Raw genomic sequence first — 13,603 nt, forward strand, 5'->3', positions numbered from 1 at the left:
TATATATCATGCGAAAGGAGGATGTGATTGCAGGAAGAACTTGAACGGAAATCCATATCCGTAACGGTCCAGGCCGCAAAACTGACGGGCCGTGTGATGCGGGCCGCTGTTGCCGCCGCCCTGCGGAAGATTGAAAAAGAGCGCACTACCCCAAAAGTCGGCCGGAACAGTATGCGCCGGCTTACGGCGCAGACGCCGGACGCCCATAAGATCGAGGTTGAGGACCGGATTCGCTCTTTTGAGCGATACGCAAAGAAATATAAAGTCCGCTACCATGTGGAGAAAGACATCAGCGTTTCCCCGCCTAAGTGGACCGTGTATTTTAAGGCAAGCCAGGCTGACGCGATTGAAGCCGCCTTCAAGAAATATACGCAAAAGACGGTAAAACGCGAAAACAGGCCGTCCCTTCTCTCCCAGCTATCGAAATTCAAAGAGATGGCGAGAAAGATGGCCCGCGACCCTGTAAAAAACAAGGAGCATGGAGGGCCGGAACGATGAAGATGACGGATATTCTGAAAAAGTATGTGCTGCCCAACCTTCCTTATCTTATATTCCTTTGGTTCTTTGCCAAGGTTGGCGAAGCGGTACGGCTGGCCCCCGGTGTTGACGCTTCTACAAAGCTGCTGGGGCTGGCGGATGGCTTTACCCTGGCCTTTCAGACTTCTATGCCCGGCGCGGCGGTTGACTGGCTGGTTGGGCTGATCGGCGTCGCGCTGGTCCGTCTGGTGGTCTATGTGAAAGGGAAAAATGCCAAAAAATACCGGAAGGATGTGGAATACGGGAGCGCCCGCTGGGGCACAAAGGCGGATATTGCCCCCTTTATGGACCCCAAGCCGGAAAACAACATCATCCTAACCCAGACGGAGGGGTTGATGATGTCCGGCAGGCCCAAAAATCCGGCTTTTTCCCGGAATAAAAATGTGCTGGTGGTTGGCGGTTCCGGTTCCGGCAAGACCCGTTTTTTCATAAAACCGAACCTGATGCAGCTCCATTCTTCCTATGTAGTGACAGATCCGAAGGGCACTGTCCTGGTGGAGTGCGGAAAGCTGCTCTCCCGCGGTTCTCCCAGGCTGGGCAAGGACGGAAAGCCCCTACGCAATAAGAAAGGCAAGATCATTTATGAGCCTTATCAGATCAAGGTATTCAATACCATTAACTTTAAGAAAAGTATGCACTATAATCCCTTCGCGTATCTACATTCGGAGAAGGATATATTAAAGCTGGTAACAGTGTTGATCGCCAATACCAAAGGGGAAGGAAAATCCGGGGACGATTTTTGGGTGAAGGCCGAAACATTGCTTTATACGGCGCTGATCGGCTACATTTATTATGAGGCTCCCAAGAACGAGCAGAACTTCTCCACTTTGGTAGAAATGATAAATGCCATGGAGGTCCGGGAGGATGATGAATCGTTCAAAAACGCGGTTGACCTTCTCTTTGACGCTTTGGAGCAGAAAGACCCGGACCACTTCGCCCTCCGGCAATATAAAAAATATAAGCTGGCGGCTGGCAAGACAGCGAAGTCGATTTTGATTAGCTGCGGAGCCAGGCTTGCGCCTTTTGATATTGCGGAAGTCCGGGAGATCACCATGTATGACGAGCTGGAGCTGGATTTGGTCGGGGACCGGAAAACAGCCCTGTTCTTTATCATTTCCGATACGGACGCCACATTCAACTTCCTGGTGAGCATGGCCTATACGCAGCTTTTCAACCTGCTTTGCGAAAGAGCGGATGATAAGTATGGAGGCCGGCTGCCGGTGCATGTGCGCTGCCTGATCGACGAGGCGGCTAACATTGGGCAGATTCCGAACCTCGAAAAACTCATGGCAACGATCAGGTCCAGAGAGATTTCGGCCTGCCTGGTGCTGCAGGCGCAGAGCCAGTTGAAAGCACTGTATAAGGATAACATGGACACCATCATCGGCAACTGTGATTCCAGCTTATTCCTGGGAGGAAAGGAAGAAACCACCCTAAAAAGCTGGAGCGCCCTGCTGGGGAAAGAAACCATTGATATGTATAACACCAGCGTCACGAAGGGCACGCAGGAATCCCACGGCCAGAACTTTCAAAAACTGGGCAAAGATCTGATGTCCATGGACGAGCTGGCTGTGATGGACGGCGGGAAGTGTCTGCTGCAGGTACGCGGCGTCCGGCCCTTCCTGTCCAGAAAGTACGATATTACAAAACACCCCCATTATAAGTACCTTTCGGATTTTAACCCGAAAAATACGTTTGATATAGAAAAATACCTGTCTACCCGCTTGCGGGTGAAGCCGGACGATTTGTTCCTCAATTATGAGATCAGCCCGTCCGAACTGACAGAAGGAAATGAAGAAATAGACAAATAAGTTTTTTCTTTTTGTTTTATCCTCTTGACATTTGCACTATCCCGTTCTATACTGTAATCATAGAATAATACAGTTAATACAGTATAGAACGGTTAGGGGTGAGAATTTGGAGATTGTCGTAAGCAACAAGGCAAGCCAGCCGCTATATGAGCAAATTGCATCACAGGTGAAGGCTGCCATTATGAGCGGCGAGTTGAGTGCCGGTGAAGCACTCCCATCAGTACGAGCTATGGCAAAATCCTTGCATATAAGTATTTTGACAGTTCAAAAGGCATACGGTTGCCTGCAAGACGATGGATTTATTGAAATAACTGCCGGAAAAGGATGCTATGTATCGGCGCAAAATCAAGACTTCTATCTGGAAGAACAGCAAAAGAGGATAGAAGAAAAATTTGCGGAGGCAATCGAGATTGCCCGTACAAGCGGAATATCTCTGGATAAGCTGACAGAATTACTTACACTTATGTATCAGGAGGATGAATGATGACCGATAATGTTTTAGAAATCCGAGAATTATCGAAAGACTATGGCGACTTTGTCCTTGATAAAGTGAGTTTTGCTTTGCCCCGCGGCGTAATTATGGGGTTGATAGGCGAAAATGGAGCTGGCAAGTCTACGACTATCAACTGCATTTTGAATGAGACGCAGAAAAGCGGCGGTCAAGTCCTCATCTTTGGTAAAGACCATATCGCTGACGAACTTGGGATTAAGGATAAGCTGGGCGTTGTATTTGATGAGAACCACTTTCCCGATATTTTCACGCCAGAGGAGATTGGAAAATTCATGTCTGGTATCTACTCCGGCTGGGATTGGAAAACCTACCGTCAACACCTTGAAAAGTTTGAATTGCCAAAAGATAAGAAGATCAAAGACTTCTCCAAAGGCATGAAAGTGAAACTGGCCTTCGCTGTGGCATTATCTCATAACGCTGAACTTCTGATTTTGGACGAGGCCACCAGCGGTCTGGACCCTATCATCCGCGATGATGTGCTGGATATGCTTATTGATTTTGTGCAGGATGAAAACCACTCTGTTTTGGTATCTTCGCATATCACCAGCGACTTGGAGAAGGTTGCAGACTATATCACTTTCATCCATAAAGGGAAACTGATCTTTTCCCATGAGAAAGATGAACTGATCGACAATTATGGGATCTTAAATTGTGGTGCAGCTATATTTGATGTACTTGATAAATCTGAAATCGTTGCCTATCGCAAGGAGGATTATCAATTTAAGGTTCTGGTCAAAGATCGCAACAAGGCTGCAAAACAATATCCCAATGCAATCGTCGGGCCAGCCACGATTGAAGAAATTATGCTGTTCTATGTAAAGGGGGAAATGAAATGAAAGGGTTACTGACAAAAGACTTTTTGACAGTCAAGAAAAAATACGGGATTGCCCGCCTTATCATGGATCTTGCCATTATCGCAGCGCTGATGATTATTCTGGAAGGAGCTGGCTCTATTTACATCAGCTTTCTTCTTGTTCCGTTGGAAATTGCTTCTATGATTATTACTCTTGCAAACTCCGATGAACAGTGGAAATGGGGTAAATATGCCGTTGCTCTGCCACTTTCCAAAAAGCAAATCGTTACCAGCCGGTATGCCTTTGCAGGGATCGGTGCTACCATTGGATTGTGCGTTGCACTTGTAGTAAACACCATTTCCTATTTCTGCTTTCCGGCATATCAATATGGGTTTTATCTTTTCTTGTCGGTAGCCTCTTTCTGTGTTGTGCTGCTGTTCCTTGCCTTTATTTTGCCATCTAACTATTGGTTGGGTGTCAATGCAGGATTTGCGGTGATGTTCATTCTGATTATCCTGCTGGTCGTGCTCGGAATTTGGTCCAGAGTGACAAACAACGCAATCATGGGATTTATTGTAGAAAACTTTGATTTGAGCATGGCAATCGGCTTTATCAGTGTAATCGTTCTTTTCGTACTGTCTTATGTACTGTCCGTTACACTGTTCAAAAGAAAGTATGAATAAACAATCCATCGAAAACTGCTATTGATGGAAAGTGGCAGTATATACACATTATAGAAGCATAATCTAAGTCGCTTCAGGCGGCGCTATTCAGCAGGAAATCTTTTTGATTTCCTGCTTTTTTCGTCTAAATAATCTTTTCTATCACAGGATTGGTTCGCTTTGATGGAGTGGATTTATAAAGAATGGAGGTGCCTATTGGTAAGGAGCCGTGATTCTCCTGAATTTACTCACAGTCCGCAGGATATACGCCTGCGCTCGCCGCCCGCTGTTTGTTTTTTCTTCAAGCAGCGGGCGGTTTTTTTGCGTTTCAGGCCAAAAACGGCCACAACACTATCATTTTTCATTTGATAAGGAGGTAATTACCCTAATATGAGTTTTTTCACTTCTGCTATTGATACCCTGCAGATCTTGGTTGTTGCGCTGGGCGCCGGTTTGGGCGCATGGGGCGTGATTAACCTTTTGGAAGGATATGGAAATGACAATCCCGGAGCTAATGCTCATGTACGGTAAGGAAGCAAGCAACCGAAAACAAGAGATAGACCGCCAGCACTACACTATTCCGAACCAAAGACCAAAAGATAAGCATTGTGGGAAAATCTAAACTTTTGGATTTTCCTACAATGCCAACTACGGCGGAATCCCTCCCACTCCTTATATCTTTCTGTATACATTGAATTTGTATTTAGTAAAATGCAGACAACACCACGGATCGGCTTTTGGTTGGACAATTCCAACCAAACACCACAGCAGACAGCAGAAAACATTCTGAACGCTAGGAAGCCGGTATGATTGTTACATATAAGGGGAAGAAAAATTTCTTTTAGGTACTTGCTTTCCTAAAACTGATGTGATACAATGATTTAATCCAGAAAAGGAGTAAAAAATATGCGGCAAGGTATTCTTAAATAAAACTATAATCAAATAGTGGGAACAAAGGATTATGATAGCTCCTTTTGTAGGGGCTTAGTTTTTTGTACCCAATTTAAGAATACTTTTGCCTTATCAATTTTGACATATCCCCAAAAACAGCAATCACAAACAGGTGTATGCTGTATATGTGTATGTCCGCAACTTATAATCCCCAGTGGTAAAAGTATTTTACTGCTGGGGATTTTTATGCCCTTTGGGGCTGTAAAGGGAGGACAATCACATGAAAATAATCAATATTGGAATTCTTGCCCATGTAGACGCTGGAAAGACGACCTTGACGGAGAGCCTGCTATATGCCAGCGGAGCCATTTCAGAACCGGGGAGCGTCGAAAAAGGGACAACGAGGACGGACACCATGTTTTTGGAGCGGCAGCGTGGGATTACCATTCAAGCGGCAGTCACTTCCTTCCAGTGGCACAGATGTAAAGTTAACATTGTGGATACGCCCGGCCACATGGATTTTTTGGCGGAGGTGTACCGCTCTTTGGCTGTTTTAGATGGGGCCATCTTGGTGATCTCCGCTAAAGATGGCGTGCAGGCCCAGACCCGTATTCTGTTCCATGCCCTGCGGAAAATGAACATTCCCACCGTTATCTTTATCAACAAGATCGACCAGGCTGGCGTTGATTTGCAGAGCGTGGTTCAGTCTGTTCGGGATAAGCTCTCCGCCGATATTATCATCAAGCAGACGGTGTCGCTGTCCCCGGAAATAGTCCTGGAGGAAAATACCGACATAGAAGCATGGGATGCGGTCATCGAAAATAACGATGAATTATTGGAAAAGTATATCGCAGGAGAACCAATCAGCCGGGAAAAACTTGCGCGGGAGGAACAGCAGCGGGTTCAAGACGCCTCCCTGTTCCCAGTCTATCATGGCAGCGCCAAAAATGGCCTTGGCATTCAACCGTTGATGGATGCGGTGACAGGGCTGTTCCAACCGATTGGGGAACAGGGGGGCGCCGCCCTATGCGGCAGCGTTTTCAAGGTTGAGTACACCGATTGCGGCCAGCGGCGTGTCTATCTACGGTTATACAGCGGAACGCTGCGCCTGCGGGATACGGTGGCCCTGGCCGGGAGAGAAAAGCTGAAAATCACAGAGATGCGTATTCCATCCAAAGGGGAAATTGTTCGGACAGACACCGCTTATCAGGGTGAAATTGTTATCCTTCCCAGCGACAGCGTGAGGTTAAACGATGTATTAGGGGACCAAACCCGGCTCCCTCGTAAAAGGTGGCGCGAGGACCCCCTCCCCATGCTGCGGACGACGATTGCGCCGAAAACGGCAGCGCAAAGAGAACGGCTGCTGGACGCTCTTACGCAACTTGCGGATACTGACCCGCTTTTGCGTTGCGAAGTGGATTCCATCACCCATGAGATCATTCTTTCTTTTTTGGGCCGGGTGCAGTTGGAGGTTGTTTCCGCTTTGCTGTCGGAAAAATACAAGCTTGAAACAGTGGTAAAGGAACCCTCCGTCATTTATATGGAGCGGCCGCTCAAAGCAGCCAGCCACACCATCCATATCGAGGTGCCGCCCAACCCGTTTTGGGCATCCATAGGACTGTCTGTTACACCACTCTCGCTTGGCTCCGGTGTACAATACGAGAGCCGGGTTTCGCTGGGATACTTGAACCAGAGTTTTCAAAACGCTGTCAGGGATGGTATCCGTTACGGGCTGGAGCAGGGCTTGTTCGGCTGGAACGTAACGGACTGTAAGATTTGCTTTGAATACGGGCTTTATTACAGTCCGGTCAGCACGCCGGCGGACTTCCGCTCATTGGCCCCGATTGTATTGGAACAGGCATTGAAGGAATCGGGGACGCAGCTGCTGGAACCTTATCTCTCCTTCATCCTCTATGCGCCCCAGGAATACCTTTCCAGGGCTTATCATGATGCACCGAAATACTGTGCCACCATCGAAACGGCCCAGGTAAAAAAGGATGAAGTTGTCTTTACTGGCGAGATTCCCGCCCGCTGTATACAGGCATACCGTACTGATCTGGCCTTTTACACCAACGGGCGGAGCGTATGCCTTACAGAGCTGAAAGGATATCAGGCCGCTGTCGGTCAGCCGGTCATCCAGCCCCGCCGTCCAAACAGCCGCCTGGACAAGGTGCGCCATATGTTTCAGAAGGTAATGTAAAGATACATAATCGTCAAGACGGCAACAATCAGAAGTTATGGAGGGTAACAATGGAATATAGTAAGGAAGATTTAATGGAAGCAAAAAAGCAAATTTGGGGAGTGGGAGAGAACATGGGAACAGAGGAAAGTAAAAAAATCTGGGAGGAGAACGCACAATTTTGGGATAATGCAATGGGTGACGAATCTAATGAATTTCACAGAGAGGTAGTGCGTCCCAAAGTAACGGAACTTCTATCTCCTAATCCTGCGGATTACATTTTGGATATTGCGTGTGGCAATGGAAATTATTCTTCGTATCTTGCACAAAGAGGCGCTTCGGTTGTCGCTTTTGATTACAGCAAAAAAATGATAGAATTGGCTAAAAGACGGCAATCACAATATGCAAAACAAATTGAATTTTGTGTGGCGGATGCGACCGATAGAAAAAGTATATTAGAATTAAAAAGAAATCGAGCCTTTACGAAAGCAGTTTCTAATATGGCAATTATGGATATTACGGATATTGAACCACTTCTTATGGCTGTTTATGAACTGTTGCAGGAAAGCGGAATTTTTGTCTTTGCAACGCAACACCCTTGTTTTGTCACGTTGACTGAAAAATATATGACACCGCACAGTTACTATGATATAGCGATTGAAGGGCAACCGAAAGAGCAGATTTATTATCATCGTTCCATACAAGATATTTTTAACCTTTGTTTTAGAGCTGGATTTGTCATTGATGGATTTTATGAAGAATGTTTTAAAACCAACAAAGAAATTCCTATGGTAATGATAGTAAGGCTTAAGAAGGTAAAACGTGATAGCTTAAAATAAATTCAAGTTTGTCGGGTAAATAGCAAACCCAGCCGAGCCAGTCAACGGTCAAGATGAACGGCGCATATGCGCAGCCGTTGACAGCCCCGCCCGCCTTTGCTGGTAGGCAATCAAGGGGCGACAGCAAGAAGTGCCACCGCCCCGCACTATTATTCAGAAAGGGGAATTTCCATGACCGACCAGATAGCCTATCAAGAATATATCCAGCGCAGGTACAACGCCTTTTGCAAGACTGTTATCCGCTGTGCCGCCTTGGACAAGATTTTGAAGCTTAAACGGCAATGGGAACGGCAAGTTTCCCTTGACTATCTGATGAACGAGAAGTTTGTCCAGTTTGCCGCGTCGGAGCCGGACGAGGAATACCCATTTACCGTCTGCGGTCAGACCGTCCTGCTCTGCAACGCCGCCCTTGCCGACGCGATCTCTGTTTTGCCGGAGCAGACGCGGGAAGAAATCCTGCGCTATTACTTTCTGCGCCAGCCGCAGCGCGTGATCGGCGCGTGTATTGGCCGGTCACGCAGCACAGCGGGGCGGCATATCCAGCTTGCCTTGCAGCGGCTACGCGAAGAAATGGGGGTGAGCCGGTATGAGTAGACTTCTCCCCTATGAAACAATCCTCAAAGCCCGTGAGGGCGACCCAGAAGCCGTGAACGCTGTCCTGCTCCACTACGCCGGATATATCCGCTATTTCTCAAAAGTGAACGGGCAGGTCAACGCCGAGGTGGAGGACTATGTAAAGCAGCGGTTAATTGACTGTCAATTCAAGTTCCGGCTTGACGAACCACCGGACAAGTCATAAAAACTGAATACCAGCCGCCACCGACGCGGCCAGCGAAAGCAGTAAGTCTTGAAAAAGATTTACTGCTTTTTTTGTTGTCCGGCTCCGCTCCCGGCCATTTTGCCCCCTGCCGGTTGTAGTAGTAAGCGAGGAGGGAATTTTTCTGCCCTGGTGTTTGGCATTTGGAGCATTTACCCGTAGTAGAGGGCAAAGAGAAAGGATTTCTCCAACACCGGGTAGAAACCACTGCGTCCGGTGTCATTTTAGCGAAAGCGGGCAGGAATGCCCTTTACAGGATTAGTAGTAGCAGAAAAAGAGAAACAAACTTTTGTGGTTGCAGTTTTCCAAAAAAGTGGCGGACGGAAGTGAGAGAAAGTTTGCAGTCACGGAGAGCAAGTTTCTACCACGGTGCCAAAATCCGCAATTCTGCAGTTTTGCCCCTCGCGGGAAACTTGTTGGGGAGTGCCTTCCCCAAACCCTGCTCATGCGCCCTTACGGGCGAGAAAGGAGGTCACACCATGCGAAAGAAATACAACACGCCCCACCGCAGCCGCGTTGTGAAAACCCGGCTGTCCGAAGATGAGTATGCCGACTTCACAGCGCGGCTTGCGCCCTATGGTATCAGCCAGTCCGAATTTCTCCGGCAGGCGATACGGCGGGCGACCATACGCCCGGTTGTCCATGTGTCGTCGGTCAATGACGAGTTGCTTTCCGCTGTCGGGAAGCTGACAGCCGAGTACGGCAGGATCGGCGGCAACCTCAATCAGATTGCCCGGTATCTGAACGAATACGGCGTACCCTACAACACCCTTTCCGGCGAGGTACGCGCCGCCATATCCGACCTTGCCGTCCTCAAGTATGAAGTCCTCAAGAAAGTAGGTGACGCGGTTGGCAACACTCAAGCATATCAACTCTAAAAACGCCGACTACGGAGCCGCCGAGCAATATCTTCTCTTTGAGCATGACGAGTTTACCATGAAGCCCGTCCTTGATGAAACCGGCAGGCTTATCCCCCGCGAGGACTACCGGCTGTCCACGCTGAACTGCGACGGGGAGGATTTTGCCGTTGCGTGTATGCGGGCCAATCTCCGCTATCAGAAAAACCAGCGGCGGGAAGATGTGAAAAGCCACCACTACATCATCAGCTTTGACCCGCGGGACGGGCCGGACAACGGCCTGACCGTAGACCGGGCGCAGGCGTTGGGGGAACAATTCTGTAAAGAGCATTTTCCCGGCCACCAGGCCCTTGTCTGCACCCACCCGGACGGGCATAACCACAGCGGCAACATTCATGTGCATATCGTCATAAACAGCCTGCGGATTGAGGAAGTGCCGTTCCTGCCCTACATGGACAGGCCGGCCGATACGAAAGTCGGCTGCAAGCACCGATGTACCGACGCTGCCCTGCGCTACTTCAAATCCGAAGTCATGGAGATGTGCCACCGGGAGGGGCTTTATCAAATCGACCTCTTGAACGGCAGCAAGAACCGCGTCACCGACCGGGAGTATTGGGCGCAGAAAAAGGGACAGGCCGCGCTGGACAAGCAGAACGCCCCCATGATTGCCGATAGTATCACGCCCCGGCAGACCAAGTTTGAAACGAACAAGGAGAAGCTGCGGCAGACCCTACGGAAAGCCCTTGCCACCGCCGCCAGCTTTGACGAGTTTTCCTCTCTGTTGCTGCAGGAGGGTGTGACCGTCAAGGAGAGCCGGGGGCGGCTTTCCTACCTCACGCCGGACAGGACAAAGCCAATTACCGCCCGGAAGCTGGGCGACGATTTTGACCGCGCCGCTGTCTTTGCCGTTTTAGAGCAAAACGCCGCCAGAGCAGCCGAAGCGCCAGCCAGATCCCCCGATCCCCCACGCACCATAAAAGACCGCTTGCAGGTTGCCAGAGCCGAGATAGCCGCCCCGAAACAGGACGGAGTGCAGCGGCTTGTGGACATTGAGCAGAAAATGGCCGAGGGCAAAGGCCGGGGCTATGAACGCTGGGCGAAGATACACAATCTGAAGCAGGCCGCCAAAACGCTGTCCGTCTACCAGCAATACGGCTTTACTTCCCCGGAGCAGTTAGAAGCCGCCGTTGACACCGCCTATCAGAAAATGCGCCAGACCAGCGGCGAACTGAAAGCACTGGAAACGAAGCTGCAAGGGAAAAAGAAGTTGCAGCGGCAGGTGTTGGCCTACGCCCAGACCAAGGCCGCCCGCGACGGGCTGCGGGCACAGAAATCCGAGAAAGCCCGCGCCGCATACCGGCAGGCCCATGAGAGCGATTTTATCATAGCCGACGCAGCAGCCCGGTATTTCAAGGCGCATGGCATTACCAAGCTGCCCGCCCGGAAAGCGTTGCAGGCCGAGATCGAGCAGCTTATCTCCGAGAAAGACGGCCTGTATAACACCTATCACGAACAGAAACAGCGGTTCAAGGAGTTGCAGACCGTCAAGCGGAACATCGACCAGATTTTGCGCCGGGACGAGCCGCACCGCAGAAAGGAGCAGAGCCATGAGCGATAACCTGCCCCACATGGACTACCGCCAGCACCGGCGGGCGCGGCGGCTGGTACATGAGTGCTGTAACTACGATGAGGGGAACTGCCTGCTATTGGACGACGGGGAGCCTTGCGTGTGCGTCCAGAGCATTTCCTTTTCCCTCATGTGCCACTGGTTCCGTGTGGCTGTCCTGCCCCTTGACGGGGAGCTGGCCGCAGCCCTCTTGTGCCGGGGAAGCCGGAAACGGTGTGCCGTCTGCGGGGCGGCCTTTGTCCCCAAATCCAACCGGGGAAAATACTGCCCCGACTGCGCCGGGCGCATGAAGAAAATCAAAGCCGCCGAGAGAAAGCGGAAACAAAGGCAGAGATGTCACGCTTTAGAGCCTTTCAAACCCGCATAAATCAAGGCTTTTTTCGTGGGTGTCAAAGGGTACGCGATACATTTATCCTTTTCCCCCGGAAACGGCGTTTTAATGCGTGACAATACGCCAAAATCAACCCGAACACAGGGAGGTGATCCTATCGCTGATTATATCAGGGCAGACACGCGGCTGCCCGCCTATCTGCCGTATCCCCGTTTCCTGCTGAAAATGGAGATTTCACAGACCGCCAAGCTGCTGTATTCGCTGCTGTTAGACCGTTCCACCCTCTCCCAGAAAAACAAGTGGCTGGACGACGAGGGCAGGATTTATATTATCTATCCCATCGCGGAGATAGCAGAAATACTGGATAAAGGCAGCACCACCATCAAGGGGGCGCTTAATGAACTGGACACGGCGGGGCTGTTGGAACGGGAACGGGGCGGCTTCTCCGCACCGAACCGGCTTTATGTCAAAGTACCGCCAGTGCCACAGGTACAGTTTTCAGACCAACTGATGGCCGGAAGTCCGCCCCTCATAGAGCCGGAAAACCGTCCTACTGATGGTCAGAAAACCGACCTTATGATGGTCGGAAAACCGTCCCCTAACCAAACTACTATAAACAACCTTACAGAGAGCCAAACAAAGGGAGTGAGTGGGGGGCCGTCCGCGCCCTATGGCCGATATGGAAATATTTTTCTGTCACAGACCGAATACGACGAGTTGCAGGCAGAGTACCCTGACAGGCTGGAACGGTTCATCGAGGAAATGAGCCGCTACCTTGCCGCCAACGGGAAAAGCTACCAGAACTATGCCGCCGCCCTGCGGATATGGGCGGGGAACGACAAAAAGGAAGCCCCTAAAAAGGGCATACCAGACTACTCATGCAAGGAGGGCGAGAGTTTATGAAGAATGAAATCAACGCGGTTTTGGAGAATATGACGACCACCATCCCGGAGCCGGAGGACTACACCGGCGAGGACGGTTTACTGTACTGCGGCAAGTGCCGCAAGCCGAAAGAAGCCTATTTTGCGCCGGATAAGGCCGCTATCTTCGGGCGCGACCGCCACCCGGCAGAGTGCGACTGCCAGAGAACCGCCCGCGAGGAACGGGAAGCCGCCGAAAAGCGGCGCAGACACCTTGACACCGTGGAAGAACTGAAACGCCGGGGCTTTACCGACCCCACCATGCGGGACTGGACTTTCGAGAACGACAACGGCAGGAACCCGCAGACCGGGCTTGCCCGCCGGTATGTGGAGCATTGGGAAGATATGCGGACAGACAATATCGGCTGCCTGTTCTGGGGCGGCGTAGGCACCGGCAAAAGCTACCTTGCAGGCTGTATCGCAAACGCCCTCATGGAGAAAGAAATCCCCGTCCGCATGACGAACTTTGCTCTTATCCTCAATGACCTTGCCGCCAGCTTTGAGGGGCGCAACGAGTACATTTCCCGCCTTTGTCGTTATCCGCTGCTGATCCTTGACGACTTCGGCATGGAACGCGGGACGGAATACGGGCTGGAACAGGTGTTCAATGTGATTGACAGCCGTTACCGCAGCGGCAAGCCGCTGATCGTCACGACCAACCTTACGCTGGACGACCTGCACAACCCGGAGGACACCGCCCATTCCCGGATTTATGACCGCCTGCTTTCCATGTGCGTCCCGGTACGCTTTACCGGCGACAACTTCCGGCAGGAAACCGCCAAGCGGAAAATGGAGAGCATGAAGAAACTGATTACCGACTGAAAGGA

At 50.5% G+C, this 13,603-nt stretch carries 15 protein-coding genes; all 15 read left to right on the top strand.

Features of this window, described 5'->3' with window-relative positions; all coding sequences use genetic code 11:
* Window positions 1–27 precede the first annotated feature (27 nt).
* Window positions 28–498 carry a PcfB family protein gene (locus HNP82_RS12615; RefSeq protein WP_183775339.1) on the top strand — a complete coding sequence of 157 codons (471 nt, stop codon included), beginning with the start codon at window positions 28–30 and terminating at the stop codon, window positions 496–498.
* Window positions 495–2,348 (top strand): VirD4-like conjugal transfer protein, CD1115 family, encoded by a 1,854-nt coding sequence (locus tag HNP82_RS12620; RefSeq protein WP_183775341.1) that lies wholly within the window; start codon window positions 495–497, stop codon window positions 2,346–2,348. The genes HNP82_RS12615 and HNP82_RS12620 overlap by 4 nt, the downstream gene beginning before the upstream one ends.
* Before the next feature lie 106 nt (window positions 2,349–2,454).
* A complete protein-coding gene (locus HNP82_RS12625) occupies window positions 2,455–2,832 on the top strand; it encodes a GntR family transcriptional regulator (RefSeq protein WP_177696141.1) in 378 nt (125 codons plus the stop codon).
* Entirely contained in the window at window positions 2,832–3,695 is an 864-nt protein-coding gene (locus HNP82_RS12630) for an ABC transporter ATP-binding protein (RefSeq protein WP_183775410.1), read from the top strand. Before HNP82_RS12625 ends, HNP82_RS12630 begins: the two co-directional genes overlap by 1 nt.
* A complete protein-coding gene (locus tag HNP82_RS12635) occupies window positions 3,692–4,336 on the top strand; it encodes an ABC-2 transporter permease (protein ID WP_183775343.1) in 645 nt (214 codons plus the stop codon). Before HNP82_RS12630 ends, HNP82_RS12635 begins: the two co-directional genes overlap by 4 nt.
* Before the next feature lie 369 nt (window positions 4,337–4,705).
* Entirely contained in the window at window positions 4,706–4,846 is a 141-nt protein-coding gene (locus tag HNP82_RS12640) for a Maff2 family mobile element protein (RefSeq protein WP_008394645.1), read from the top strand.
* A gap of 640 nt (window positions 4,847–5,486) precedes the next feature.
* On the top strand, window positions 5,487–7,406 hold the full coding sequence (gene tet(W) / locus HNP82_RS12645; protein WP_002586627.1) for a tetracycline resistance ribosomal protection protein Tet(W): 1,920 nt from the start codon (window positions 5,487–5,489) through the stop codon (window positions 7,404–7,406).
* Between the two features lie 50 nt (window positions 7,407–7,456).
* A complete protein-coding gene (locus HNP82_RS12650; RefSeq protein ID WP_002586626.1) occupies window positions 7,457–8,224 on the top strand; it encodes a class I SAM-dependent methyltransferase in 768 nt (255 codons plus the stop codon).
* 171 nt (window positions 8,225–8,395) lie between these two features.
* Window positions 8,396–8,818 (top strand): sigma-70 RNA polymerase sigma factor region 4 domain-containing protein, encoded by a 423-nt coding sequence (locus tag HNP82_RS12655; protein WP_002586616.1) that lies wholly within the window; start codon window positions 8,396–8,398, stop codon window positions 8,816–8,818.
* Window positions 8,811–9,023: a helix-turn-helix domain-containing protein gene (locus HNP82_RS12660; RefSeq protein ID WP_002586615.1), complete on the top strand. Its 213-nt coding sequence runs from the start codon at window positions 8,811–8,813 to the stop codon at window positions 9,021–9,023. Before HNP82_RS12655 ends, HNP82_RS12660 begins: the two co-directional genes overlap by 8 nt.
* 497 nt (window positions 9,024–9,520) lie before the next feature.
* Window positions 9,521–9,919 (top strand): plasmid mobilization protein, encoded by a 399-nt coding sequence (locus tag HNP82_RS12665; protein ID WP_002596229.1) that lies wholly within the window; start codon window positions 9,521–9,523, stop codon window positions 9,917–9,919.
* A complete protein-coding gene (locus tag HNP82_RS12670; protein WP_002596230.1) occupies window positions 9,891–11,516 on the top strand; it encodes a relaxase/mobilization nuclease domain-containing protein in 1,626 nt (541 codons plus the stop codon). Before HNP82_RS12665 ends, HNP82_RS12670 begins: the two co-directional genes overlap by 29 nt.
* Window positions 11,506–11,892 (top strand): cysteine-rich VLP domain-containing protein, encoded by a 387-nt coding sequence (locus tag HNP82_RS12675; protein WP_002596231.1) that lies wholly within the window; start codon window positions 11,506–11,508, stop codon window positions 11,890–11,892. Before HNP82_RS12670 ends, HNP82_RS12675 begins: the two co-directional genes overlap by 11 nt.
* Window positions 11,893–12,024: 132 nt before the next feature.
* The gene (locus HNP82_RS12680) at window positions 12,025–12,759 is read left to right on the top strand and encodes a replication initiator protein A (RefSeq protein WP_087325174.1); all 735 of its coding nucleotides are present in this window, start codon (window positions 12,025–12,027) and stop codon (window positions 12,757–12,759) included.
* Window positions 12,756–13,598: an ATP-binding protein gene (locus HNP82_RS12685; protein WP_002596233.1), complete on the top strand. Its 843-nt coding sequence runs from the start codon at window positions 12,756–12,758 to the stop codon at window positions 13,596–13,598. Before HNP82_RS12680 ends, HNP82_RS12685 begins: the two co-directional genes overlap by 4 nt.
* Window positions 13,599–13,603 lie beyond the last annotated feature (5 nt).

The organism is Catenibacillus scindens (assembly GCF_014202115.1).
Lineage (GTDB): Bacteria > Bacillota > Clostridia > Lachnospirales > Lachnospiraceae > Catenibacillus > Catenibacillus scindens.

Coding starts and splice junctions, on each gene's coding strand:
- HNP82_RS12620 (WP_183775341.1), top strand. CDS start 495: ATGAAGATGACGGATATTCTGAAAAAGTATGTGCTGCCCAACCTTCCT.
- HNP82_RS12630 (WP_183775410.1), top strand. CDS start 2,832: ATGACCGATAATGTTTTAGAAATCCGAGAATTATCGAAAGACTATGGC.
- HNP82_RS12635 (WP_183775343.1), top strand. CDS start 3,692: ATGAAAGGGTTACTGACAAAAGACTTTTTGACAGTCAAGAAAAAATAC.
- HNP82_RS12640 (WP_008394645.1), top strand. CDS start 4,706: ATGAGTTTTTTCACTTCTGCTATTGATACCCTGCAGATCTTGGTTGTT.
- HNP82_RS12650 (WP_002586626.1), top strand. CDS start 7,457: ATGGAATATAGTAAGGAAGATTTAATGGAAGCAAAAAAGCAAATTTGG.
- HNP82_RS12655 (WP_002586616.1), top strand. CDS start 8,396: ATGACCGACCAGATAGCCTATCAAGAATATATCCAGCGCAGGTACAAC.
- HNP82_RS12660 (WP_002586615.1), top strand. CDS start 8,811: ATGAGTAGACTTCTCCCCTATGAAACAATCCTCAAAGCCCGTGAGGGC.
- HNP82_RS12665 (WP_002596229.1), top strand. CDS start 9,521: ATGCGAAAGAAATACAACACGCCCCACCGCAGCCGCGTTGTGAAAACC.
- HNP82_RS12675 (WP_002596231.1), top strand. CDS start 11,506: ATGAGCGATAACCTGCCCCACATGGACTACCGCCAGCACCGGCGGGCG.
- HNP82_RS12685 (WP_002596233.1), top strand. CDS start 12,756: ATGAAGAATGAAATCAACGCGGTTTTGGAGAATATGACGACCACCATC.